This is a genomic window from Chthoniobacterales bacterium (genome assembly GCA_018883245.1).
Classification (GTDB): domain Bacteria; phylum Verrucomicrobiota; class Verrucomicrobiia; order Chthoniobacterales; family JACTMZ01; genus JACTMZ01.
Genome location: VEQL01000011.1, coordinates 1 through 21971 on the forward strand (window position 1 = coordinate 1; position 21971 = coordinate 21971).

Sequence of the window (21971 nt, forward strand, 5' to 3'; positions counted from 1 at the left end):
CATTGAGAGCGGGCGTCTAGGGTGTGGCTCGGTCACGGCTTTCCACGCGGCTTTTCCGGGTTTCAAAATGGACGAGTCATACCGTGTGCGCTCGCTCATCAGCACCTGTCCGAATATCGATCTTCGCGTGCTGCACCTCAGCGGAAACAATCTCGCGCAGCACATCGGGCAGTTTGTCCGAGATGCGGATGAGCCGGTGCAGAGCCCCACGGGCTTCGCGCACTGGTCCGTGCTGAAAGCAATCCACGAGAACGGGTGCAAAGTAACCATCAACGGTCAAGGCGCCGATGAAGCATGGGCGGGCTACGGCCGCAATGTGATCGGCTACCAGTTGCTCGACCAATTGCTCCTGTCGCCGTTCGCCTTCGCGCGTCAGTTCATAGCCGCAAAACGAATAATGCCGGTCAGCCCGACCGGCTTGGTGGCGCAAGTGGCAAAAGCAGCCCTTGGGCGCCGCGCCGCTTCCTACATACGCTCGAAATACTTGGAAGACACTTGGGATGCCCTCACCCCACGCTTCAATGACGAACACAGCGCTTATCTTCCCGAGCAGCGCGCCAATTTCCGCCGCCGTAATATGGAGGCACACCTTCGTTCGCAGATCGAAGATTACGGTTTTACCCAGATCCTCCACTATGAGGACCATTCCTCGATGGCACATTCGGTGGAGATGCGTTCGCCCTTTGTGGATTATCGCCTGATGGAACTTGCCTTCCGTATGCCCGATTCCATGAAACTGGACATGGGGGTCACAAAACGGGTTTTGCGCGAGGCCTTCCGGAATCGCATGCCCAGTGAGATTGTGGAAAGCCACCGGAAGATTGCATTCAATACTCCCGTGGATGAATGGTTGAAACGCAGCGATATGGCAGCCGTCATTTCAGATCTGCTCGACAGCGCGGAGTTCAGACAAAGGCCGATCTGGAACGCAGAGGTCATCAAGAGGCATTTCGAGATCGGCAATCTTGAGAAGTTTCCACTTTGGCGATTCGTCAACCTCGAGTTGTGGGCTCGCACTTACGGAATAACTAATCTGTAAGCATTCCGAAAGAATCCTGATCCGCTTTTCGACGAATATTCCTCACCCAGCAATGCTCCCGACGCTCAAGACCATAGCAAAAGCCATTCTCGGACGAGACCTCATTTATCGAAGGGACATCGACTGCGCGGTCCTTTTGCTCGGATCCGATTACGAGGGTTGGAGGGTCGCCGAGGGCATCCTCGACAAGAACTCTGTCGTGTATTCATTTGGCATCGGAACCGACGCCTCATTCGATCTGGCGCTCATAGCCCGCTACGGCCTCGCGGTTCATGCTTTTGATCCAACACCGCAGTCGATTGCGTGGGTCAAACACTCCCGGCTTCCAGAGGCTTTCATTCTCCATGAATATGGTTTGGCGGCGCGCGACGGGGGTGTCGCCTTCCGTCCGCCGGAAAACCCCACGCACGTGTCCCATCGACTGATGACAGAAGAAGAATACGAACCACGGGACGTGCGGTTGCCAGTCAAGAAACTGACGACAATCATGCGCGAACTTGGTCACGAGCGCATAGATCTGCTTAAGATGGACATCGAGGGAGCGGAATACGATGTGATCGAGGACTTGGCGAAATCATCCATCCGACCCAAACAAATTCTGGTCGAGTTCCACCACAGATTTCCTGGCATTTCGGTCGCCACGACGAGAAAGAGTATCAACACGCTTCGCTCAATGGGATACGCTCTCTTTTCTGTCTCCCGGTCGAACCGCGAGTTGTCCTTCATTCTCCGAGCCTGAGTTTCCTGCGGTCTGATTCCACTGGAAAATGACGCGTATGGAAACACGTCGCAAAAAAGTGCTGGTTGTCGCCCAGACGCCACCGCCTTACCACGGCCAAGCCGTGATGAATGAAATTTTTCTGCACGGTGAATACGCAACGCTGGATCTCGTCCACATTCGCATGGCGTTTTCCTCCACCATACGGGAGGTGGGCAGATTCCGTCTGGGCAAACTGGCTTCGCTGATATCCCTCGTGCTTCGCATCGCATGGCAAAGGACAAAGACGGGCGCAAACATTCTCTACTATCAGCCGGCGAGCCCCAATCTCGTGCCGTTCTTGAGGGATGTTGTCGTGCTTGTAACAACACGCTGGATGTTCCGAGCCACAGTGTTCCATTTCCATGCTGCAGGACTGGCAGGATATTACGGGCACCTTCCGCGCATTGGGCGGTGGCTTTACCGGATTGCCTACTCGCGGCCGGAGCTAGCCATCTGCCTGTCGGAAGCCACGCGTTCTGACGCCGAGCACATCAACGCCTCTGCAACGTGCGTGGTTCCCAATGGCATCGAGGATGTCGCTCAGCATTTCAAGGATCGCCGGACGCAAGACCACAGCAACCGTCCTCCAACGATTCTTTTTTTGGGGATGCTGAGCCGCGAAAAGGGAGTGGATGACCTTTTGCAGGCCTGTCAAATTTTGGATGATCGCAAAGTTTTCTATCGGCTTGTGATCGCGGGAGAGGCGGAAAGCGATTCAACAGCACGGCGCGTTAAAGACCTGTGCGGGAGTTTGCAGGGCGATGTGACGCTCGCCGGAAAAGTCACCGGTGACGCGAAACGGGATTGCTACTTGAATGCAGATATTTTCTGTTTTCCCACATTTTACCGCGCCGAAGGGTTCCCTGTCGTCTTGCTTGAAGCGATGATGTTTTCGCTGCCCGTCGTCTCGACAAAATGGCGGGGCATTCCGGAGATCGTGGAAGATGGCCAGACGGGAATTCTATTGGAGCCCGGCCATCCGGAACATCTGGCCGGTGGGCTGCAGACTTTGCTTGCAGACCGGCATGCGCGCCAAGTCATGGGCACCAAGGGCAGGGCGCGTTTCGTTGAGAAGTTTACTGCGAGCCAGTTCCAACGAAACATGGAATGCGCCCTCAATCGCGTGTGCGCCGCTTGAGTTTCCAAAACGATTGCGCCGCACAAGCCCAGAAACACACACAGGTTCGATTGTCCATCAAACACTTCGTCGCAATTATCCAGGAGAAACTGCCGCACTACCGCGCAGCTTTCTTCGATGAATTGCGCGCCCAACTTGCATCGCAGTGCGTTGCTCTGCGCGTTCTCTACTCTGCAGACTCCGTTTCGCGCAACTTGCCCGCCGACTTACCATGGGCTGTGCCGGTGAAAATGCGGTGCGTGGCAGGTTTTGTCTGGCAAAGTGTCTTGGCGCAAACACGGGGGCAGGACTTGGTCATTGTTCCCCAAGAGGTCAAATACGGCGCACTATACGTCCTGCTGGTGAGGCGATACCTTGGGAGACAGCAAAAGCTGGCTTTCTGGGGGCACGGGCGCAATTTCCAGACGCGCAACCCGGATTCCTTGGCAGAGCGTTGGAAGCGCTTCGTATCTGGAAAAGTAGACTGGTGGTTCGCTTACAATGACTTGAGCGCGAGAATCGTCGAAAACATCGGTTTCCCGCAGGAACGAATCACGAATGTCGGAAATGCCATCGATACACGTTTTCTCCGCAGCGAGCGGGAGAAAATGCCGGACCATGAATTGCTGCGGGTCAAAAAGGAACTCGGCCTCTCCTCGGAAAATATCGGAATCTTTGCCGGCGGGCTTTATCCGGACAAACGCATTGCTTTCCTTATCGAGGCTTCCGCACGGGTGCGAGCTCTCGTTTCTGACTTCGAGCTGATCATCATCGGAAACGGTCCCGATCGTCATTTGGTGGAAGATGCTACACGGCGTTTTCCGTGGGTGCATTACGCGGGGGCCAAGAACGACAGCGAGAAAGTCCCTTACTGGGCGGCAGCCAAGCTGTTGCTGATGCCTGGTCTTGTGGGACTTGTTGTTTTGGATTCCTTCGCCCTAGGCACGCCTATGGTAACGACAGCATTTCCATACCACAGCCCGGAAATCGACTATCTCCACAATGGTTTAAACGGTGTGATTGTCCAGGATTGGAAAAACGCGGAGGCCTACGCGTATTCTATTGCGGAATTGCTCCGAGACGACCGCAAACGTGAGTCGCTAGCGGCGAAGGGATACGAAGCGGCTGGCAAGTTCACGATCGAAAACATGGCCTCGAATTTTACCGCAGGAGTTCTGCGGGCTCTGCAAACTCCGAGGCGCAAGTAGCGGCGAACCCATCGAAAACAATGCCAACGCCGGGTTATCCCCCGGCGTTTTTGTTTTTTTGCATGCAATCGATGCGATCAAATCACAAACCAGTCCGTATTGCTCCAAGACTGTCGTCGTCACTCTTTTCCATTCGAGGATGCTCTCGCCGCCAAACCTCGAAACGGTAAGTGCCTGCATAGGACAATCTCGAAAGCACGTCGAGTAACGGAAACCGCGAAGGCGGTGCATCGCCCTGACGGAAAGCGCCGGCAAGTTTCCACGTGCCGCCGAGAAGTTGCAGAACTGTGTCTCGCTTCAGGTGATGGTGAGGATGCTCCGGCATGAGGACTAGCGCCTCGATGCCGTTTCTTTCGTCAGAAGTCAGCGCAGGCAGAACTGCATGCGTGTAAACAAGACGTTTGGAATGCTTGGCTGCAAAATAAGCTGCAGGATCGACAAACACGGCCGGCACATCATCCAGAGCGTTGTCGGTCCAGCGCTCCAGCGAATCATGCTGGCGTGATGACATAAGATTCCAGTTCATGAGTGCCGCAAGGGGAAATCCTGCCAGCGAGGCAGCTACGAGCAGCAATACAACTCCCAAGCGCACTCCACCGCGAAAACACGGATAGACAGCGGCGACGGCGGTGCAGGTGGGCAGCGCAGCGAGGAATCCGTAGTATTGGGGATATTTACTCAGAAGAAATAGCACCGCGGCAAGACCAGGACCGGCAGCCAATCCCGCGGCAGCCCAGTAGCGCTCGCGCCTTGGAATGCCGTGCTGAAGCACTGCAAGCACAAGCACGGCACTACCCGTCCACAGCATGGGGTCGCGCCAACCGTGCCATTGCGCCATGCGGTTGGACCCCAATCCGAATGTGGAGCGGAGAAATATCTCAAGCACACCAGAATGAAAATAGATCCCGGCGAGAACCAGGAAGCCGGCCACCCCACCAGCCAGACACCAGACGAGCGAGCGCCACGGTTTTATCGAGGTGCCAAGCCACCAAACCAAACCGAATAATGAAAGAGTTACGGCGAACTGGAGTCCGGACAACGACGCCAAGACTCCCGACAAAAAGGCCGCAAGAGAACGCGCGTGTGAAGATGATAGTGTCTGACCCCACAGGGATAGTCCCAGAATCAATGCCGCGAGAGCCTCGGGGCGGATGTATTGCGAAGGCGCGGTGGCGTAGAGGCTCCCAAGCAAGAGCGCGACAAAGACCGCCTGTTGCGCGGGTGATTTGAACCATCCAGCACGGCGGCACCCGAGAATCCAGAAGGCGATGCCTGAGACGTAAAGCAACAGACTCAAGGCTCGAAGGCCCCACAAGGACGACAGCCCTGTCACTTTGACCCACGCGGCTGCGACCACGGCATAGAGCGGAACGTTGCAGGCCCATAACTGCTCGGGGCTTTGCCACCAAGCCGCACTGGTGAAACCGAGCCCGTCACACCAGCGCAACGCAGGGTCGATGTAGGCAGCCTCGTCACCCATGACGGCGCGAAAATCCCCGATCACGGCCAATAGAAATGCGGCATAGACCGCGAGAAGAATCCACGAAACCCAACGCATGCGTTCGCAGGATACCTGCCCGCAATCTTCAACCGCAAGATAGCGGGATCGAATGTATCACTTGCACTCCGTATCCAGCGGCACAACCCTAATGGCATGAAATCCTTTGCGGTGGTTATGGTGCACGCCGCCATGCTCATCGGAACAACAGCTACCTCGCCCGCTCAATCACAGATCCTTCTGCGTTCAAGCACGGGATCGGGCCAAGGAGTTCCCGCCGAGTTTTATCAAAAGCTGGCTCTCGGAGTCAGCACGAACGGATACGAGTGGCACTGGATTTACACCAAACCTACACTGACAAACTTCTGCCGCGATGCATCTATCATTCGCTTCAATGGCGAATTCATCAGCGTCTATACGGACGCCTTCGAAAGCACTAATGGCACTTTCGGGATCGCCCGCAGCACGGATTTGGTCAATTGGACCGCGACAAACGTCAAACTGGCTGGTGCCGCCATGACCAATACGCCGAACAACACATGGGCACCCGAGTGGTTTGTGGAGGACGGCCAGTATTACGTTCTTGTCCGGTCATCCCAGACTCGGAGTAACAACTACGGGGCGCCCGGCATCTGTTACTTGGAGTGCAAGGATCCCGGAACTTGGACCAATTGGAGCGACTTCAACGTGCTGCCCGGGCCGAGAAGCAACGAGAACGATCCTTTTCTGCTGAAGGTGGGCTCCACATATCATTTGTTCACCGATGACGGCGGCAATACCGGCACAGGCAACATACTTCACCGGGTCAGCACGACGGGCGCCTTCGCAGGATACGGCGAACCTGTCGTGGTGAGCACCAACTTCAGGCAGGCGGCAGCCCTTACAAATTCAGCAGCTTGGTGGAGTGCAACGCCTTTCGAGGGTCAATTCGTCCTTCCTCTCGGCGGCGACAGTTACCGCCTCTACTTCCAAGCGACCTGGTGGGACAACTCCTTCGCTATCGAGTCAACGAATGGGATGCAAACATGGGAGATCTCGACCATGCGACAACTGACATACAACGGGCTTGCAGCTTACGGGCACGGTTCGGTGATGACCATGAATGGCTCTGAGACTGTTGTTCCACTCGCCGCCTTGGCAAAACGCGCGGACGACGCTGTCATTCAAGTCCAAACCATCCAGTCAGACATCAATTCCAACAATCTCTTCACCGGTGCTCAATATACCAACAACCGTTTTGCCGGACGCGCCGATGTGTTGGGAGATCCTGTCGTTTACGGGCTCTACACAAGCAGTTCCATCACCGACCTTAATCTCGGCGGCGTGATGCTGCAAAAGTCAGGCAACAACGCCACCATAAGCTTGCAAATCCAGACCACGACGAATCTTTCGATGCCATTCACCAACAGCGGCGCACCTGTTTCATTGCCTGTTGATCTTTCCGGCGATAAACACTTCTTGCGCGTCCGAGCCCTCAGTCCGCAGTGATACAGCTCCACAGAGGGAGTTTTGCACCAGGAATAAACCTGCTACATGGAGAGAAAATCGCGGGCGGCGGCTAAAGCCGCAGGCAATCCGGAGGGATCTTTGCCGGCACCGCGGGCGGATTCAGGGCGGCCGCCGCCTTTGCCGCCGACGTGCGGGGCGATGGTCTGGATGATTTTGCCGGCAGAAATTTTAGCCGTGTGATGTTTGCCGACGGTTGCGACAAGGGAGACGGTTCCTTCCGAAACACCGGAAAGAACGACAACACCGTCGAACTTGCTCTTCAAAGCATCGGCAGCCGCTTGGAGTGTGTCACCGTCTGCCGGCCCGAGGTCTGCAATGATCGCCGGAACACCGCCGATAACTTCCTGGTTCGACAGAAGATCACCAGCTTGGGCGGTTGCCTCGCGCTGACGCGCCGACTTGAGAGCTTTTTCGGTTTCTTTCTGTTGTGCGAGAAAGGCATCGAGTTTCTTTTCGAGATCGGCGAGCGGTGATCCCAACTTTGCAGCGATGGATTTGAGGCGCTCGCGTTCGGACTCGGCCATGCGACGGGCTTCCGCACCGGCTACGGCCTCGATACGACGGATTCCGGCTGCCACAGCCGCCTCGCTTGTGATGCGGAAGAGGCCGATCTCGCCGGTGCCGCGCACGTGGGTTCCGCCGCACAGCTCCATGCTGTATCCATCGAATGTTCCGGGCGTGCCGCCGATCTGGACCACACGCACACGATCGCCGTATTTGTCACCGAAGAACTGCATGACGTCAGCACGCCCGCGCACATCGGCGTAGGCAGCTTCCGTCCAAGCCACCGGTGCATTCTCCAGAATCTTTTCGTTCACCAGGCGCTCGACAGCCGCGACTTGCTCCGGGGCGAGCGCCGCGCTGCTGAAATCGAAGGTAAGCTTGTCGGGCCCGACATAGCTGCCCTTTTGCACAGCCTCGGGGCCAACGATTTCATGCAATGCCCAATGAAGAATGTGGGTGACTGTGTGATGACGCTGGATGGCGGCACGGCGCGCATCATCGACATGAAGTTCCACTTCGCCTCCGGCTTCGGGCGCCTCTTCACCTTCAAGGATGTGAAGCCAGACGTCACCGGCTTTCTGCGTGTTGCCGACACGCCAGAGATTCGAGCCTGAGCGCAATTCGCCGGTGTCGCCGACCTGTCCGCCCATTTCCGCGTAGCAAGTGCTGGCGTCCAGGACAACGGCCAGCTTGCCCTTGAGATCGACGACTTCGAGCACCTTGGCGCGCACCGTCAGTTCGTCATAGCCCGTGAATCGTGTGGCTGCCTTGGTCGAAATCTCCGAGACCGCAATGACTTCTTTTTTCTGGGCGGAGCGGGCGCGGGCGCGCTGTTGCTCCATGAGTTTTTCAAATCCGCCGGTATCGACCGCGAGTGCGCGCTCGCGCGCCATCAACTCCGTGAGATCGAGAGGAAATCCCTGTTCGTCATAGAGCCTGAATGCAAAGGCGCCGGAAATTTTCCCGCCGGCTTCCATTTTCGCGGTCTCGGCGTCAAATAGCGCGATACCTTTGTCGAGCGTTCGGTTGAAGGCTTCTTCCTCGCCGCGCAGCACTTGCTCGACGTGCGCCTGCTTGGCGCGCAATTCGGGAAAGACATCACCCATCGTCTGGGCCAACACACCGACGAGTTTATGGAAAAAGGGCTGGTGAAATCCGAGCGTGCGGCCGTAGCGGACAGCTCGGCGCAGGATGCGGCGCAGCACGTAGTTGCGGTCGTTGTTTCCCGGCGAGATACCGTCGGCAACGGCAAAGCTGAGTGTGCGCGCATGGTCGGCAATAACACGGAAGGCGATGTCTATTTTTTCCTGCCCAGTGTGCCCGGTCGATCCGGCTTCGGGCAGCGTCGAACCGTATTTTTTCCCGCTGAGTTTTTCGATTTCGGCAAAGAGCGGGCGGAACACATCCGTTTCGTAATTCGAAATGCGCGCGTTGGAAAAATCGGTGAAGCCCTTCGTGCCCTGGACCACCGAACAAACGCGCTCGAAGCCCATGCCGGTATCGACATGGCGCGCGGGCAGCGGCGTGAATGTGCCGTCGGGGTTGGCATTGAACTGGATGAAGACGAGGTTCCAGATCTCGATGCACTCGGCGGTGCCCTTGTTGACCAGCGCTCCATGCGTATCGCCCTGGGGAGTAAGATCGACATGAACTTCGGAGCACGGACCGCAGGGCCCGGTGTCGCCCATCATCCAAAAGTTGTCCTTTTTGTCGCCGCGCACGATATGAACCGCGGGGTCCAGTCCTGCGGCACGGAAGTGCTCGGCCCAATAGTTCCACGCTTCCTGATCGAACTCGCTCGGGTCACCGGGCCCGGGCGAATAGACCGTGGCATAAAGCCGCGCCGGCGGAAACTTCCAGCGATCGACGAGCAACTCCCACGCCCACGCGATGGCTTCCTTTTTGAAATAGTCGCCGAAGCTCCAGTTCCCGAGCATTTCGAAGAACGTGTGGTGGTAGGTGTCGAGACCGACGTCCTCGAGGTCGTTGTGCTTGCCGCCGGCACGGATGCATTTCTGCGTATCGGCCGCGCGGGTATCGGACCCGGCCGTCACGCCGGGCCACCGCGAGAGATCGGCTTTGGCTTTGCCGAGAAAAATCGGAACGAACTGGTTCATTCCGGCGTTGGTGAAAAGCAGGTTGGGCGAGTCCGGAAGCAGGCTCGACGAGGGGACGATCGTGTGTTGCTTCTCCCGGAAGAAATCGAGGAAGCTGCGGCGGATTTCGGTGCTGGAAAGGGCGGTCATTGCTTCGCGGAAAAGACGCTTACTCTAACGCCCCGCGCCGGATGGACAAGAACGCGCGCGGCGCTTGGGCTTGGGAATGCCATGTGTTAGGCTAATCTCCTGACTCGCAAAAAAATGCCTTCCAACGAACTCAAGCCATACCGCTGGTTCAACACGATCTTGTGGGGCAACACCGTCGCCCTTTCCTGGATGTGGGGCCTCGGGTTGTTTTTCTCCGTCCAGTTCACCACGCAATTCGGGCTGCCGGGGCTTTTGAGCTTTGCCATCCCGAACTGTCTCGGTCTTTTCGGGTTCGGCTTTATCACGCATCACCTGGCGCGCAGGCAGGAGGGAGGCTCGGAATCGCTCGCGCGGTTTTTCGGCGGATGGTCGCGTCCATTCCGTCTGATTTTTTTCCTCTACCAGCTTCTGGCCATCACGCTCACGATTTTCGCGCTGATCCGCTACGGGTGGATGCCATTGGGCCTGGAGCCCGGGGTGCTGTATCTGCCGCTCATCCTGTTGGTGATTCTCGCGGCGGCGATACTCTTCGGCGAAGAGTTCAACATCCGCCGCATCAAGTGGAGCCACGGCGTGATTTTCCTCATCCTCGCCACCGCAATCGCAATTCTCTGGTCGGCTCCGTGGCAGATTTCCGGCGGAGCGCCCGGTGTCGCGGTGGAGAAACTGCCCACGGACGATTGGAACTACTGGGGCTACATGATCCCGATCTGCATCGGGTTCCTGCTCGGACCCTGGCTCGACCTGCAGCAATGGCAGCGCGCCATCCAGATGCACCGGGAGCGCGTGTCGGTGGCCGCGGCCTATCTCATTGGTGGCTCGCAATTTTTCCTGCTCCTGCTTTTTCACGGCTTTCTCGCGCTGTGGGCATTGGGCGCGGGGGCGGACCAGCACCTGCATGCTGGTCTGGGCGGGCACATTTACGGCCATGACTCGGTGATGCGTCTGCTTTTCAGCAAAGCCTCGGAGCATCCGTGGATTTTCGGCGCCTATTGCGTGTTCCTTTGCGGGTGCGTGCTGACGACCCTCGATAGCGGCTACATCGCGCTGCGCTGGTTCCTGCAGAGCAACGTGCGCACGAGCGTGAATGCCATTTTCGCCCTGATCCCGACGTCGCTTGTCACTTCGCCGATCCCCGTCCTCCTTTTCTGCGGTATCGTCGCCTTGGCGGGTGCAGCGCTCGGTCTCGAGTTGGAATATTTCATGATTTTCTACGCGACGTTTTTCGTCGGCTATTCGGCGCTGGCCGTGGCGCGCTGCTTCGTCAACACGCCGGCGAACCGTATTCCGCAGATCAAAATGTTCTGCATCGGGAGCTTGGCCGTCGTCATTTTCGCCTTCGGCTACCTGCTGGCCTATCCGGCGTTCATGATCATCGGCTCACTTTTGCCGCTCGGCTATGTCGTCTGGACGTTGTGCAAACCGACTTCGGCTGAGGAATTCGTCAGCGATGCCGACCAGCTCGGCGCGCCCGCCGACGAGATGGCGCCGATGGCCGCGCCCTCGCGCCCTGCGGAAGCAGCAGTGGTTGCACCGCGCGCGACACTCGCGGAAACAGTGGCAGAGACCGCCGCGGCGATCGGCGACGCGGCCAAGTCCCTCGTAGGGGCCGTGCAGCATCCGCTGGGCGGACACTTCGACGGAAAGTGGTTCGTCCATTCCTTCGTCGCCACTTATGCGGACACCAACTCGGTGGGCAACGTTTATTTCGGAATGTATGCAATGTGGGTAGGCAAGACACGCGAACTGTTCTTCAACCGCGTGATGCCGAAGTTCAACCTCAAGAACACGCCTTTCTACATCCTCACCCGCTCGTTCGAGCACAAGTTCGTGCGCGAGACGCGCGAGTTCGAGACCGTGAGCGTGCGCATCCGAATCGCGGGCTACAACCGGAAGTTCGTCACCTTGGAGCACGAGATTTATGACTCGGCCCACCAACTTCTCGGCAAAGGCCAGCAAAGCCTGCTTTTCGTTGATTCGACGGACTACAAGATGATCGATGTGCCGGCCGAAGTGCACACGGCCTTTCTCCCCTACGTTTAAGGGGTTGCGGCTGGAGGCGGAGCAGGTGCGCCCTCTTCGGGCTCCTCCGCAGGGGGAGGGCTTGCCTCGCCGGTGGCGGTCATTTCGATTTCCCCGGCATCGAAGGGCGTGATCGCACCGAGATTGGATATGACGTATTCCTCAACGCAGGCGCCGTTGCTTTGAAAAAACCGCACGCTGTTCGGCTCCGAGCCTGCGACCATCATCACACGGGAAAATCCGGGGCCGTCGGAAACGCGCACCAGCGGCAACCCGTCGGCAGCCGAAAGGCCGGTTCCCGTTTCGTTCGCAAAGGCCCTCAGGGTCAGTTCGCCGGGCGCATCCGGGTCGAGAGGATTTCCATCGAGTTGCACCGGAAGCTCCGCGGGAAGTTCGCCGGATGAAGGTTCCAGTTTTCCCGCGGACCATCCGAAATTCGCGCAGGCGGTGATTTTTTTATCGAAGACGTATTCCCATCCGCCACCTTCCTTACGGCGTATGGCGACTGTGCGTTGCACCCCCGGCGAAGCGATCGCGGCGACGAAGTAATCTTTGCCGGCGGAGGCCGCCATCCAGGAAATTTTCCCTTCGCCCGGCGCGGGCGTCCATCGGGCGAGGTTGCCCTCCTCCGGGCTGTATTGGGCCACGGAGGAAATGCCTTCGCTGTTTTCCTCGAGTGCCCAGAACGTCTGCCCCCGCCCCGGGGAAACTTGGCGCACTTTCAAGCCGCCGGGCAGATCGATGCGCGACCACTTGTCCTGCCAGAGCCAGAGCTGCCCGTCCCCGGAAGCCGCAACGCAGCCGTTGTCCAAAAGGGCGACGGAGACCAGTCCGGGCGGTGGGTTATCCGCGGATCCCTTCGGTGCAACAAGCGGCAGCGCGTAAAAGTGCAGGGCCTTGTCGTCGAGCACCGCCAGTCGCGATCCGCGCGCGCCGATAGCACGTGTGTTTTCAAAAGCGGAGGGCAATTTGATTTCCGATCCGTCGGCAAGATTGGCGGCGCGCAAAACACCGTCGAGCAGAACAAAGGCCGCGGTGTCGGAGACGCAGAGTTGGGCGTTCTTTGCCGGCTCAGGGCGGGGTGCGCTCACCACGGTGCGCCATCGCGCCTCGCTCTCGGGCGAATAACGCACCAGAGCCCCGGTTGCACCCGCAAGACGGGCTGCAAGGAGCACATCTCCGTCGGACATCAATTGCGCGGCGGCCACGGTCACGATCTGCGGTGAATCGTGCCCCTCGATCCAGTCGTTGAAATGCACGGCCTCGCCTTCCACTTTCACATCGCCGACCACAAAACCTCCAGCGTCGTAAGTCCCGGCCGCGACAGGCTGGCCCGACGAATCCGACCCGTCCCAGGAAACGGCAAGGCCGTTGATTCCTATGCGGAAGCGGTTGAACGTCCATTCGTCGCAGATGGCGCGCACAAGTTTGCCGCTGTTGTCGAAAACTCCGAGGCTTACCGTTCCCTCGCCGCCCGGGGGAACAAAACGTATCTCAACGCTGCGCGGAGCGGCGGCGTCTTGTGCCGCAACCGTTCCGGCAAGACCGACAAGAAGAGCAACAATCAGGCGTAATATTTCCATTCGAGGTCGGGGAAAATATTGTCACGTTCGCGGCACGCGGCGAGAAATTCCCCGTCGGCCCGCCCGGCAGCCAGACTGTCGTGAAGGCGATTGAAGCGGAGAAGATGATCCTTCGTGCGTTTTTCCGCGTATTCGCGCGCGGTGCCGGTCCGCATGAGAAACGCCCAATCGCTTGACTGGGCAAGCAGAAGTTCGCGGGCCATCTGCCGCAGGGTTTCCTTGCGCCAAGGCGTTTTGGTCTTTGCGTGCTTGCGCGCCATGCCGGTCATGAGCCGGGCGGCACGGTGCAAATGCGGGTAAATCCAGGCGTTCGATCCATCGAGCCAGACCTCCCAGTATCCATTATTCCCCCAACTCGACGCGCAGGGTTGCACGACTTGGAGAATTTCGTTCCGGGCCAAATATGCGGACGGCGTGGTGAATTCGAAAACCGTCTGGTCGTGCGCGGCTTTGCGCAAGAACAGATCGAGAAACTCCGGGCCCTCGAACCACCAATGACCGAAGAGTTCCGCGTCGTAAGGACTGACAATCACAGGGTCGATGGGCATCTCGGCGCAAAGCGGTTCGAATTGCGCGATGCGCCGGGCAAGGAAGTCCGAGGCGTGGGCCTCCAGGGCGGCATCGGCCCACGGGCGGTGATAAAGATCCTTGTGTTCCGTGCGCCCGGTGATGCGGTGATATTTCAGGCCGGTGAATTTTCTTTGTCCGTCGGCCCCGAGGAAAGGCCGGAGGTAGTCCAGGCCGAGGTCGTAGCCGATGTCGCGGTAAAAGTCCCGGTAGGCCGGATCGCCGGGATATCCTTCCTCCGCACTCCACACCTGGCGGCTCGACACGCGATCGCGCGCGAAGGCAGCCGGACCTTCCGGCGTGTAGCACGGCGCGTAAATGGCGAAGCGCGGTTGCGGCCGGGCGAACATCAGCCCGTGGGCGTCGAGCACGAACCATTTCAGGTCCGCCTCGCGCAGATATTTTTCAACCCCGGGAAAGTAAGCGCATTCCGGGAGCCAGATGCCTTCGGGAGCCCGGCCGAAGCATCGCCGGTGGTAATCGCAGGCCGTCAGAATCTGCGCGCGCACGGCACCGGGGTGGTCCGCCATGAGCGGAAGAAATCCGTGGGTCGCTGCGCAGGTGATGATCTCGAGAAAGCCCGCATCCTGGAGCGCGCGGAAAGCGGGGAGGAGTTTCCGCCCTCTCGACTCGAAATAACCGAGGGCCGCGACAAAACGCTCATGGTAAAAACGCGCCAGCGCGTTCTGCCGCCCGTCATCCCGCGTGCGACGGACTTCACTTTCAGCAAGGGCGACGGAACGCTCGAGATGCCGTGCCGCGCGTTCCTGCAGCAGCGCGTCCTCCAGCATCGCGCACAGCGGCGGCGTGATCGACATGGTGATGCGCACCGGCGTCCGATCGTCCACCATGCGTTCGAAGATGCGAAGCAGCGGGATGTAAGTTTCCGCGATGGCTTCGTAGAGCCAGTCCTCTTCCAAGAAGTCCTCATGCTCCGGGTGGCGCACGTAAGGAAGGTGCGCGTGCAGCAGAAGGGCGAATTTTCCTTTTCTCATCGGCGGGCCCGGAGGCGGCAAGGATTGCCGCGGCGGCGGATGCCTTCAAGAACGGCTTTCGTTCGCAGACCGGCAAAAAACATTTGTCGCGGCGCGGTTTTCCGCTTTCTTGCAGGATCATGCGCTGGCTCCGAGCGACAATCGTCGTCCTGTTCGCAGCGGCCGTTGCGGCCGCGGCATGGGTGTATGCTTGGACGAGAACCCAATCGCCGCTCGAGCCGCGCGGCGGCCTTTGGTTCCCGCGCACGGTGCTCAACGACGTGCCGCATTTCGCGCAGGATGATCCGGCGTGGACGGGCGACAAACTTGCCGCGACGCCAGGGACATTGGGCGCGGAGGGTTGTGCCGTCACTTCCGCGGCGATGGTGCTCGCCTCCTACGGGGCGGATACCGATCCGGGACGGCTGAACAAATTTCTCCAAGGCAACGGCGGCTACACGCCGGAGGGCTGGATCTACTGGGAAAAGGCCGCGGAGTGGCCGCCCGTCATCGCACGCCACGCCTACGAGGCGGAAGCGTCGCACTTCCTCATGGATTGGAACCTGCTGCGCGGCAATCCGGTGATCGTGCGCCTGCGTTTTCCCAATGGCATCACGCACTTCGTCGTGGTGGTCGGCAAGAGCGGTTCCGAATATCTCGTGCGCGACCCCGGCTCGTGGCACGGGCGGGGACTCTACTATCTTTCCGAGTTCGGCAGCCCGGTCGAGGCGCTGCGTTTTTACGAGAAGCTTCCCGCGGCCGGCGGCGTGTGATTCACGGCTGGCGCACGGGCAGACCTGCCGCGCGCCACGATCCAAAGCCGCCGGCATTGACCGCATTGAATCCTTCTTTGCGCAGGATGCCGGCAGCTATTCCCGACCGCGTTCCGGAAGCGCAGTAGAGGATGAATTCTTTGTCGCGGTTGGCATCGAGGACCGGGCGCCATGCGTCCCTTTTGCCACGCAGGTCTCCCAGCGACAGCAGCAGGGCCGGCCCGGCGACACCACCCTGCCATTCCGCAGGCTCGCGCACATCGACGAGAATCGCCGATCCATCTTGCACTCGCTGTGCGGCTTCAGAAGGCGAAACCGAGGGACCACCAAGCAGACGCCGGGCGAGGACGAAAAGAACCACGATGACGACGACAATAACGAGCGTTTTCACGAAATCATCATGGCAAGGGCCGCCAGGCCTCGTCAACCGGACGGGGTGCGGCAGCGCCGCGGTTTGCACCGGGGGGTTTTTGCAGGCAACATGGACGCGATGAACGCCCGTTCATTTGCCATAGCTTTGCTGGTGCTGCATGCAGGCCTGTTCCCTGCCGGCGCGCAGCAGGAGATCAAACCGCCATTCGGCATGCAGTGGGGCGAAACACCGGGACGCATCAAGGAGGTGGTGGGCAAGGGCGGAGCCAAGGTCATGGAAGAGCGCGAATCGGGGCCACGCGACCTCATCGTCGTCGAAGGCATCGTGCAGGAAGGGCTGAAGCGCACGCTTTTCTACTTCAGCAACGGCGGCCTCAGCGAAGTGGAGTTGCAATACGACAGGCCGAACTGGGAGGAGGACAAGGTCGCCGACTGGGTTTCGACGATCAAAGCTTCGTGGGACAAAAAATACGGGGCAGGCCGGCTCTATGCCGACGAGAAGGGCGATGAAAACGGTCTTGTGCACACACTCAAAGGATGGATGTGGGTGCAAAACTTCGTGTCGTTGCGTCTGGTCCATTACACGGCGCAAAAAGGCGAAGAAAAAATGCGACGCGTGAGCGTGCACTACTGCGCGGAGTAGAACCCCGGGTCAGAGCATCTCCGCGGCGAAGCGCTCGGGATCGAAGCGCGCGAAATCCGCTTCCTTTTCCCCGGTCCCGATGAAGCGAACGGGGACACCGAGTTCCTGCTGCAAGGCCACGGCCATGCCTCCGCGCCCGCTGCCGTCGAGTTTGGTGAGGATCGCCCCGGTCAGCCCCGCGGCCTGTTGGAATTGCCGTGCCTGCTCGAGCGCGTTCGATCCGGTCGTCGCATCGAGCACGATGAAGACCTCGTGCGGACTCTCCGGGTCGCGACGCCCGAGCACGCGCCGCACCTTCGCCAATTCCTGCATGAGGTTGTGCTTGGTATGCAAGCGGCCCGCGGTGTCGCACAGGAGAAACTCCATTCCCTGACGCTCCGCGGAGTCGTAAGCATCATGGCAAACGGCGGCGGGGTCGCCTTGGTAAGCTCCGCGAATGACGGGGACACCGAGCTTTTCGCCCCAATGGACAAGCTGCTCGATGGCGGCCGCGCGAAAAGTATCGCCGGCGGCCATCATGACCGTGCGCCCTTCGCGCCGGAGCGTGGCCGCGAGTTTCGCCATGGAAGTCGTTTTGCCTGTTCCGTTGACGCCCACAACGAGCACGACGCGCGGCCGGCCCGGGAGCGGGAGAAGCGGCGGGTGGGCCGGCGGAAGGAGGCGGACAAGCTCTTCGCGCGCTTCACGCGTCACTTGGTCGGCCGTGGCCGAGAACCCGGCGGCAGAGCGAAGCGTCTCGAGAAGCTGCATCGTGGTCTTCACTCCGAGGTCCGCCTGCAGGAAAATGGCTTCCAGCTCGTCCCAATCGACGGGACGGCCGCGGAAACGCTCGACGATGCCGCGAAGAAATCCGACGGCCATGTTCTCAGGAGACAGCCCGCGGATCGCGGCCGATTTCTTTGCGCACGCGGTCGAGAACGCCGTTGGCAAAGCGCGCGGAGTCCTCGGTCGCCAGCTGGCGGGCGATTTCGATCGCCTCATTGATGGTCACCGCCGGCGGTATATCGAGACGCGTGAGCATCTCGGCCACAGCCAGCCGCAGAACCGCGCGATCGACGGCCCCGAGGCGGCGGAGATCCCAGTTTTGCAGCGCGCCGGAAAGCAGGCTGTCGATTTTCGGCAGGTTTTGCCGCGCGGCATCAAGCAATTCACACGCGAAGGGTTGAGTCCCGGCATCCAACGTCACCTCGTCTTTGCCGGTTCCGGGGGCAAGGGCACCGCGCATTTCACAACCGTAAAGTTGCTGCACGGCTTGGAGGCGCGACTCGCGGCGGTTTTCTTTGCTCACACGGGTCACCTCAGCGAGATGTCGGCTTGTCTTTGAGTTGCTGTTTCACGCGGAGCATGACGAAGGCCGCGCGCGCAGCCTCAACGCCGCGGTTGAGCTCCTTCTCGATGCAACGCTCGCGCGCCTCCCCCTCGCTGTTCACCAGGAGCACCTCGTGGATGACCGGGATCGTGTGCTTGAGGGCGACCTGTTGCAGGGCGAAGCTCACGCTCTGGCCGATGAATTCCGCATGCTTCGTCGCGCCCTGCATGATGAGACCGAGGGCGATTATGACATCGTGGCGATGCTTGGCCGCGACGATTTCGGCGACCACGGGAATTTCAAACGCCCCGGATGCGCCGAACAGTTCGATGACGGAACCTTCATCGATGAGATAAATCTCTTTGCATGTGTGATTGACCAGAGCCTGCACGAACTCGGCGTTGTATTCGCTGGCCACGATCGCGATGCGCGGGGCGGTCCCGGATTCGAACTTCGCCGGGCGGGGTTGGACTTTGACTGCCATGGAGTTTTTTTGCAGGAGGACCGGCGGGTCGCAATCAAAGAAGGTGACCCATCTTGCGTTTCTTCGTCCGCAGGTAGCGCGCGTTGTGGGCGTGCGGCTTGGACTTGATTGGGACGCGCGAAACAATTTCCAGTCCGTGCCCGGAGAGGCCGACCATTTTGCGCGGGTTGTTGGTCAGAAGGCGGATTTTGCGCACGCCGAGATCGGAGAGAATCTGGGCGCCGAGCCCGTATTCGCGGAGATCCATGGGGAAGCCGAGCCGCTTGTTGGCTTCCACGGTGTCGAGCCCTTCATCTTCTTGGAGTTTGTAGGCGTGGATTTTCGCGGGCAGACCGATGCCGCGCCCCTCCTGCCGCATATAAACGAGAACGCCGGACCCGTGCGCGGCGATCTGGCGCAAGGCCTGGTGCAATTGCGACCCGCAGTCGCAACGGCGCGAGGCGAACACGTCGCCGGTCAGGCACTCGCTGTGCACACGCACGAGCACGGGCTGCCGCGGGTTGATGTCGCCCCGCACCAGCGCGAGGTGGTGCGCGCCGTCGGTGAGCGAGCGGTAAAGATAAAGGTCGAAATCGCCGAAGTCGGTGGGAAGACGGACGCACTGCTCGCGCTCGACGAGTTTTTCCCTCCGCCGGCGGTAGGCGATCAGGTCGCGGATGGAGCACATCTTGAGACGGTGCTTGCGGCGGAACTTGAGCAGGTCCGGAAGACGCGCCATCGACCCGTCGTCGTTGAGGATCTCGCAAATGACACCGGTGGCATCGAGTCCCGCCATGCGCGCGAGATCGACCGCGGCCTCCGTGTGGCCGGCGCGCTGCAACACGCCGCCTTCCCTCGCCTGCAAAGGAAAAACATGGCCGGGCTCGGTGAGGTCCGCTGGTCCCGACTTCGACGAAGACAAAATTTTGATCGTGCGCGCTCGGTCCCGGGCGCTGATGCCCGTGGTCACGCCCCGCGCGGCATCGACCGACACGGTGAAATCCGTCCGGTGAAGCTCGCGGTTGTGGGCCACCATGCGCTGCAACCCGAGCTGGCGGGCGCGCGCCTCGGCGAGCGGAACGCAGACCAAGCCCCGCCCGTGGCGGGTCATGAAGTTCACGGCCTCGGGCGTGACCTTGGCCGCGGCCATGACAAGATCGCCTTCGTTCTCGCGCTCAGCATCATCGGTCACGATGACCATGCGGCCGGCACGGATGTCTTTAAGCACATCCTCGATGGGATCGGACGCCGTTTTGCTCACAGCCCTGCAGTAAAGCAGTCCGTGCGAGCTTCGGCAACCGCCGCGCGCGCGGTAAGATTTTGATTTTTGCCGCGCGGCCGCTACGGTCGGAGGCCTCAGACTACCATGCGAAAACTATTCCTTGCGCTAATGCTTGCGACCGCCCTGCTCGCGCGGGCGGACGCCGCCCGCAGCTTCATCGTCGTGGACGACCTCACAGGCCATGTTCTGGCCTCGGGTAACGAGAACGAAAAGCTGCAGATCGGCAGCCTGACGAAGATTGCCACCGCGATGGTGGTCATGGACTGGGCCGACGCCACGCGCGCCTCGCTCGCCGCGGAAGTGCCGGTGCCGCCCGGCGTGCAAAGCGTTGGAGGAATGAACCCTTGCGGGCTGCAACCCGGGGACATGGTATCCCTGCGCGATTTGATCTACGCGGCGATGATGGTGTCCGACAACCATGCCGCTTACACCTTGGCGCACAATGTCGGAGAGCGACTGCCCAATCCCCAGCAACTCGGGCCGGTGGACAATTTCACGGCGCACATGAACGCCCTGGCGCGCACCCTCGGGATGAAGCGCACGATTTTTCTCAATCCCCACGGGCTGGACAACATGGAGACGCCCCCGCATTCCACGGCGACAGACCTCGCGCGCCTGACGCGCTACGCTTACAAACACGCCGGTTTCAATTTTTACGTCTCGCAACCCGCCCGCGAGATTTCCATCACGGGGGCGGACGGCACCAAGCGCGGGTTCCTGTTGCGCAACACAAACGAGGTGCTGGGGCAGGACGGCATCGACGGCGTGAAAACCGGGCGCACAGCGCGCGCCGGCGACTGCCTGGTTCTCTCGGCCGATCAGGCGCCGGCGACGGTGGACAACAACGGCCAGACCGTGGCCATACCACGCCGCATCATCGTCGTCCTGCTCGCATCGCCCGACCGCTTCGGCGAAGGGTTGCAACTCGTCCGCCGCGCCTGGGAGTTGCACGCGCAGTGGTCCGCCGAAGGTCGCCCGGTGTCGCGACGGTCTTCCATTTGAGCGGAGGCCCACCATGCCTTCATCCCGACTGGGCATCATCACGGCAGGCGGGGACTGCCCGGGTCTCAACGCGGTGATCCGCGGAATTGTTTGCGCGGCGGCTCAACGCGACACGGAAGTCGTCGGTTTCGCCGAGGGCTACGAAGGTCTGCTCGACCCGTCATGCGCGCGTCTTCTGACGCCGGCGAACACGCGCGGCATCGAATCGCAGGGAGGAACCATTCTCGGCTCGACCAACAAGGGTCGCTTCCAACTGCGCCGGGGGCCGGCCGGCGAGCCCGTTTTGCCCGATGCCCTGCTGCGCGCGACGCGACACGCCATGGAGCAACAGCGCGCGGCCGCTTTGATCGTCATGGGAGGCGACGGCTCGCTGCGCACCGCGTTGCATCTTTCGCGGGCGGGCATCCGCGTGCTTGGCGTCCCGAAGACCATCGACAACGACCTCGATTCGACCGACGTGACATTCGGTTTCGACACGGCCGTGGCGCGCGTGGCGGAAGCCGTGGGGGAATTACGGACGACCGCGGAGAGTCACCGGCGCGTCATGGTTGTCGAAGTCATGGGGCGCCAGAGCGGGTGGCTCGCCTTGCACGGTGCGGTCGCCGGAGGTGCGGACCTCGTCCTGCTGCCCGAGATACCTTTCGACGGGGACAACATCGTGAAATTCATCAAGGAATCCGAAAGGCGCGGACAGCGGTCGGTGATTGCCGTCGTGGCCGAGGGCGCACGCGCGAAATCCGGACGGCAGATAAGGCGCCAGACCTCGACGGGCGACAGCAGACTCGGCGGCATCGGCAACTATGTGGAATCCCTCGTCGCGGCACGCACGGGCCGCGAGACGCGCTGCTGCGCGCTCGGGCATCTGCAGCGGGGCGGAACACCCACGGCTTTCGATCGTGTGCTGGGACAACAATTCGGCGTGAGAGCGGTGGAACTTGCCGCCGACGGCATGTTCGGGCGCATGGTCAGCTACCGCTTCGGGGGCGTCACCGATGTCGCGCTGGCTGATGCGGTCAACCGCCGGCGCACCGTGACGCCCGACAGCCAGATTTTGCGCCACGCCAGAGGTCTCGGAATCTGTCTCGGGGAGTAGAACCTCT

General features: G+C 60.4%; 19 protein-coding genes. 10 read left to right on the forward strand and 9 right to left on the reverse strand.

The genetic code is table 11. The features are described from left to right. The first annotated feature begins 1 nt into the window (after position 1). From FGM15_05610 to FGM15_05625, 4 genes are read left to right on the forward strand one after another with little or no spacing between them, the layout of a single operon-like run. Positions 2-1039 carry an asparagine synthase gene (locus tag FGM15_05610; protein ID MBU3665339.1) on the forward strand — a complete coding sequence of 346 codons (1038 nt, stop codon included), beginning with the start codon at positions 2-4 and terminating at the stop codon, positions 1037-1039. 52 nt (positions 1040-1091) lie between these two features. After that, complete coding sequence (locus FGM15_05615; GenBank protein MBU3665340.1) at positions 1092-1778, forward strand: FkbM family methyltransferase; 687 nt, start codon at positions 1092-1094, stop codon at positions 1776-1778. Between the two features lie 28 nt (positions 1779-1806). After that, entirely contained in the window at positions 1807-2937 is a 1131-nt protein-coding gene (locus tag FGM15_05620) for a glycosyltransferase family 4 protein (protein ID MBU3665341.1), read from the forward strand. Then, positions 2907-4124 (forward strand): glycosyltransferase family 4 protein, encoded by a 1218-nt coding sequence (locus FGM15_05625; GenBank protein MBU3665342.1) that lies wholly within the window; start codon positions 2907-2909, stop codon positions 4122-4124. Before FGM15_05620 ends, FGM15_05625 begins: the two co-directional genes overlap by 31 nt. Before the next feature lie 82 nt (positions 4125-4206). Here FGM15_05625 and FGM15_05630 read toward each other — a convergent pair whose 3' ends face one another. Next, complete coding sequence (locus tag FGM15_05630; protein ID MBU3665343.1) at positions 4207-5682, reverse strand: hypothetical protein; 1476 nt, start codon at positions 5680-5682, stop codon at positions 4207-4209. Positions 5683-5778: 96 nt separating this feature from the next. Between FGM15_05630 and FGM15_05635 the strand changes: the two genes are divergently transcribed. Next, positions 5779-7110, forward strand: a complete 1332-nt coding sequence (locus FGM15_05635) for a hypothetical protein (GenBank protein ID MBU3665344.1) — start codon at positions 5779-5781, stop codon at positions 7108-7110. Positions 7111-7151: 41 nt separating this feature from the next. On the opposite strand, the gene alaS is transcribed toward FGM15_05635, so the two are convergent. After that, complete coding sequence (gene alaS / locus FGM15_05640) at positions 7152-9881, reverse strand: alanine--tRNA ligase (GenBank protein ID MBU3665345.1); 2730 nt, start codon at positions 9879-9881, stop codon at positions 7152-7154. A 114-nt stretch (positions 9882-9995) separates the two neighbouring features. Between alaS and FGM15_05645 the strand changes: the two genes are divergently transcribed. Next, on the forward strand, positions 9996-11924 hold the full coding sequence (locus tag FGM15_05645; GenBank protein ID MBU3665346.1) for a hypothetical protein: 1929 nt from the start codon (positions 9996-9998) through the stop codon (positions 11922-11924). Here the strand turns inward: FGM15_05645 and FGM15_05650 are convergent. Continuing rightward, complete coding sequence (locus FGM15_05650) at positions 11921-13486, reverse strand: hypothetical protein (GenBank protein ID MBU3665347.1); 1566 nt, start codon at positions 13484-13486, stop codon at positions 11921-11923. The genes FGM15_05645 and FGM15_05650 overlap by 4 nt on opposite strands. Then, positions 13468-15048, reverse strand: coding sequence for a DUF1957 domain-containing protein (locus FGM15_05655; protein ID MBU3665348.1), 1581 nt, complete (start codon positions 15046-15048; stop codon positions 13468-13470). Before FGM15_05655 ends, FGM15_05650 begins: the two co-directional genes overlap by 19 nt. 119 nt (positions 15049-15167) lie before the next feature. Here FGM15_05655 and FGM15_05660 point away from each other — a divergent pair, with 119 nt between their 5' ends. Further along, on the forward strand, positions 15168-15800 hold the full coding sequence (locus tag FGM15_05660; protein ID MBU3665349.1) for a hypothetical protein: 633 nt from the start codon (positions 15168-15170) through the stop codon (positions 15798-15800). Position 15801: 1 nt separating this feature from the next. Here FGM15_05660 and FGM15_05665 read toward each other — a convergent pair whose 3' ends face one another. Then, positions 15802-16260, reverse strand: a complete 459-nt coding sequence (locus tag FGM15_05665) for a rhodanese-like domain-containing protein (GenBank protein MBU3665350.1) — start codon at positions 16258-16260, stop codon at positions 15802-15804. Positions 16261-16290: 30 nt separating this feature from the next. On the opposite strand from FGM15_05665, the gene FGM15_05670 reads away from it, so the two are divergent. Next, on the forward strand, positions 16291-16815 hold the full coding sequence (locus FGM15_05670; GenBank protein ID MBU3665351.1) for a hypothetical protein: 525 nt from the start codon (positions 16291-16293) through the stop codon (positions 16813-16815). Positions 16816-16824: 9 nt separating this feature from the next. Here the strand turns inward: FGM15_05670 and ftsY are convergent, their stop codons facing one another. The 4 genes from ftsY to FGM15_05690 are packed head-to-tail and all read right to left on the reverse strand — an operon-like array spanning position 16825 to position 19848. Further along, positions 16825-17676, reverse strand: a complete 852-nt coding sequence (gene ftsY / locus FGM15_05675; GenBank protein ID MBU3665352.1) for a signal recognition particle-docking protein FtsY — start codon at positions 17674-17676, stop codon at positions 16825-16827. 4 nt (positions 17677-17680) lie between these two features. Next, the gene (gene nusB, locus FGM15_05680; GenBank protein ID MBU3665353.1) at positions 17681-18112 is read right to left on the reverse strand and encodes a transcription antitermination factor NusB; all 432 of its coding nucleotides are present in this window, start codon (positions 18110-18112) and stop codon (positions 17681-17683) included. Between the two features lies 1 nt (position 18113). Continuing rightward, on the reverse strand, positions 18114-18608 hold the full coding sequence (gene ribH, locus FGM15_05685) for a 6,7-dimethyl-8-ribityllumazine synthase (GenBank protein MBU3665354.1): 495 nt from the start codon (positions 18606-18608) through the stop codon (positions 18114-18116). Between the two features lie 34 nt (positions 18609-18642). Next, positions 18643-19848, reverse strand: coding sequence for a bifunctional 3,4-dihydroxy-2-butanone-4-phosphate synthase/GTP cyclohydrolase II (locus tag FGM15_05690; protein ID MBU3665355.1), 1206 nt, complete (start codon positions 19846-19848; stop codon positions 18643-18645). Between the two features lie 105 nt (positions 19849-19953). On the opposite strand from FGM15_05690, the gene FGM15_05695 reads away from it, so the two are divergent. Beyond that, a complete protein-coding gene (locus FGM15_05695) occupies positions 19954-20871 on the forward strand; it encodes a D-alanyl-D-alanine carboxypeptidase (GenBank protein MBU3665356.1) in 918 nt (305 codons plus the stop codon). Positions 20872-20884: 13 nt separating this feature from the next. Then, the gene (locus tag FGM15_05700; GenBank protein ID MBU3665357.1) at positions 20885-21964 is read left to right on the forward strand and encodes an ATP-dependent 6-phosphofructokinase; all 1080 of its coding nucleotides are present in this window, start codon (positions 20885-20887) and stop codon (positions 21962-21964) included. Positions 21965-21971 lie beyond the last annotated feature (7 nt).

What these genes read in the sequence shown, in the direction of transcription:
- ftsY (MBU3665352.1), bottom strand. Translation starts at nt 17,676, where the DNA reads ATGGCCGTCGGATTTCTTCGCGGCATCGTCGAGCGTTTCCGCGGCCGT.
- FGM15_05620 (MBU3665341.1), top strand. Translation starts at nt 1,807, where the DNA reads ATGACGCGTATGGAAACACGTCGCAAAAAAGTGCTGGTTGTCGCCCAG.
- alaS (MBU3665345.1), bottom strand. Translation starts at nt 9,881, where the DNA reads ATGACCGCCCTTTCCAGCACCGAAATCCGCCGCAGCTTCCTCGATTTC.
- FGM15_05650 (MBU3665347.1), bottom strand. Translation starts at nt 13,486, where the DNA reads ATGGAAATATTACGCCTGATTGTTGCTCTTCTTGTCGGTCTTGCCGGA.
- ribH (MBU3665354.1), bottom strand. Translation starts at nt 18,608, where the DNA reads ATGGCAGTCAAAGTCCAACCCCGCCCGGCGAAGTTCGAATCCGGGACC.
- FGM15_05660 (MBU3665349.1), top strand. Translation starts at nt 15,168, where the DNA reads ATGCGCTGGCTCCGAGCGACAATCGTCGTCCTGTTCGCAGCGGCCGTT.
- FGM15_05695 (MBU3665356.1), top strand. Translation starts at nt 19,954, where the DNA reads ATGCGAAAACTATTCCTTGCGCTAATGCTTGCGACCGCCCTGCTCGCG.
- FGM15_05655 (MBU3665348.1), bottom strand. Translation starts at nt 15,048, where the DNA reads ATGAGAAAAGGAAAATTCGCCCTTCTGCTGCACGCGCACCTTCCTTAC.
- FGM15_05630 (MBU3665343.1), bottom strand. Translation starts at nt 5,682, where the DNA reads ATGCGTTGGGTTTCGTGGATTCTTCTCGCGGTCTATGCCGCATTTCTA.
- FGM15_05670 (MBU3665351.1), top strand. Translation starts at nt 16,291, where the DNA reads ATGAACGCCCGTTCATTTGCCATAGCTTTGCTGGTGCTGCATGCAGGC.
- FGM15_05645 (MBU3665346.1), top strand. Translation starts at nt 9,996, where the DNA reads ATGCCTTCCAACGAACTCAAGCCATACCGCTGGTTCAACACGATCTTG.
- FGM15_05625 (MBU3665342.1), top strand. Translation starts at nt 2,907, where the DNA reads ATGCGCCCTCAATCGCGTGTGCGCCGCTTGAGTTTCCAAAACGATTGC.
- FGM15_05700 (MBU3665357.1), top strand. Translation starts at nt 20,885, where the DNA reads ATGCCTTCATCCCGACTGGGCATCATCACGGCAGGCGGGGACTGCCCG.
- FGM15_05615 (MBU3665340.1), top strand. Translation starts at nt 1,092, where the DNA reads ATGCTCCCGACGCTCAAGACCATAGCAAAAGCCATTCTCGGACGAGAC.
- FGM15_05635 (MBU3665344.1), top strand. Translation starts at nt 5,779, where the DNA reads ATGAAATCCTTTGCGGTGGTTATGGTGCACGCCGCCATGCTCATCGGA.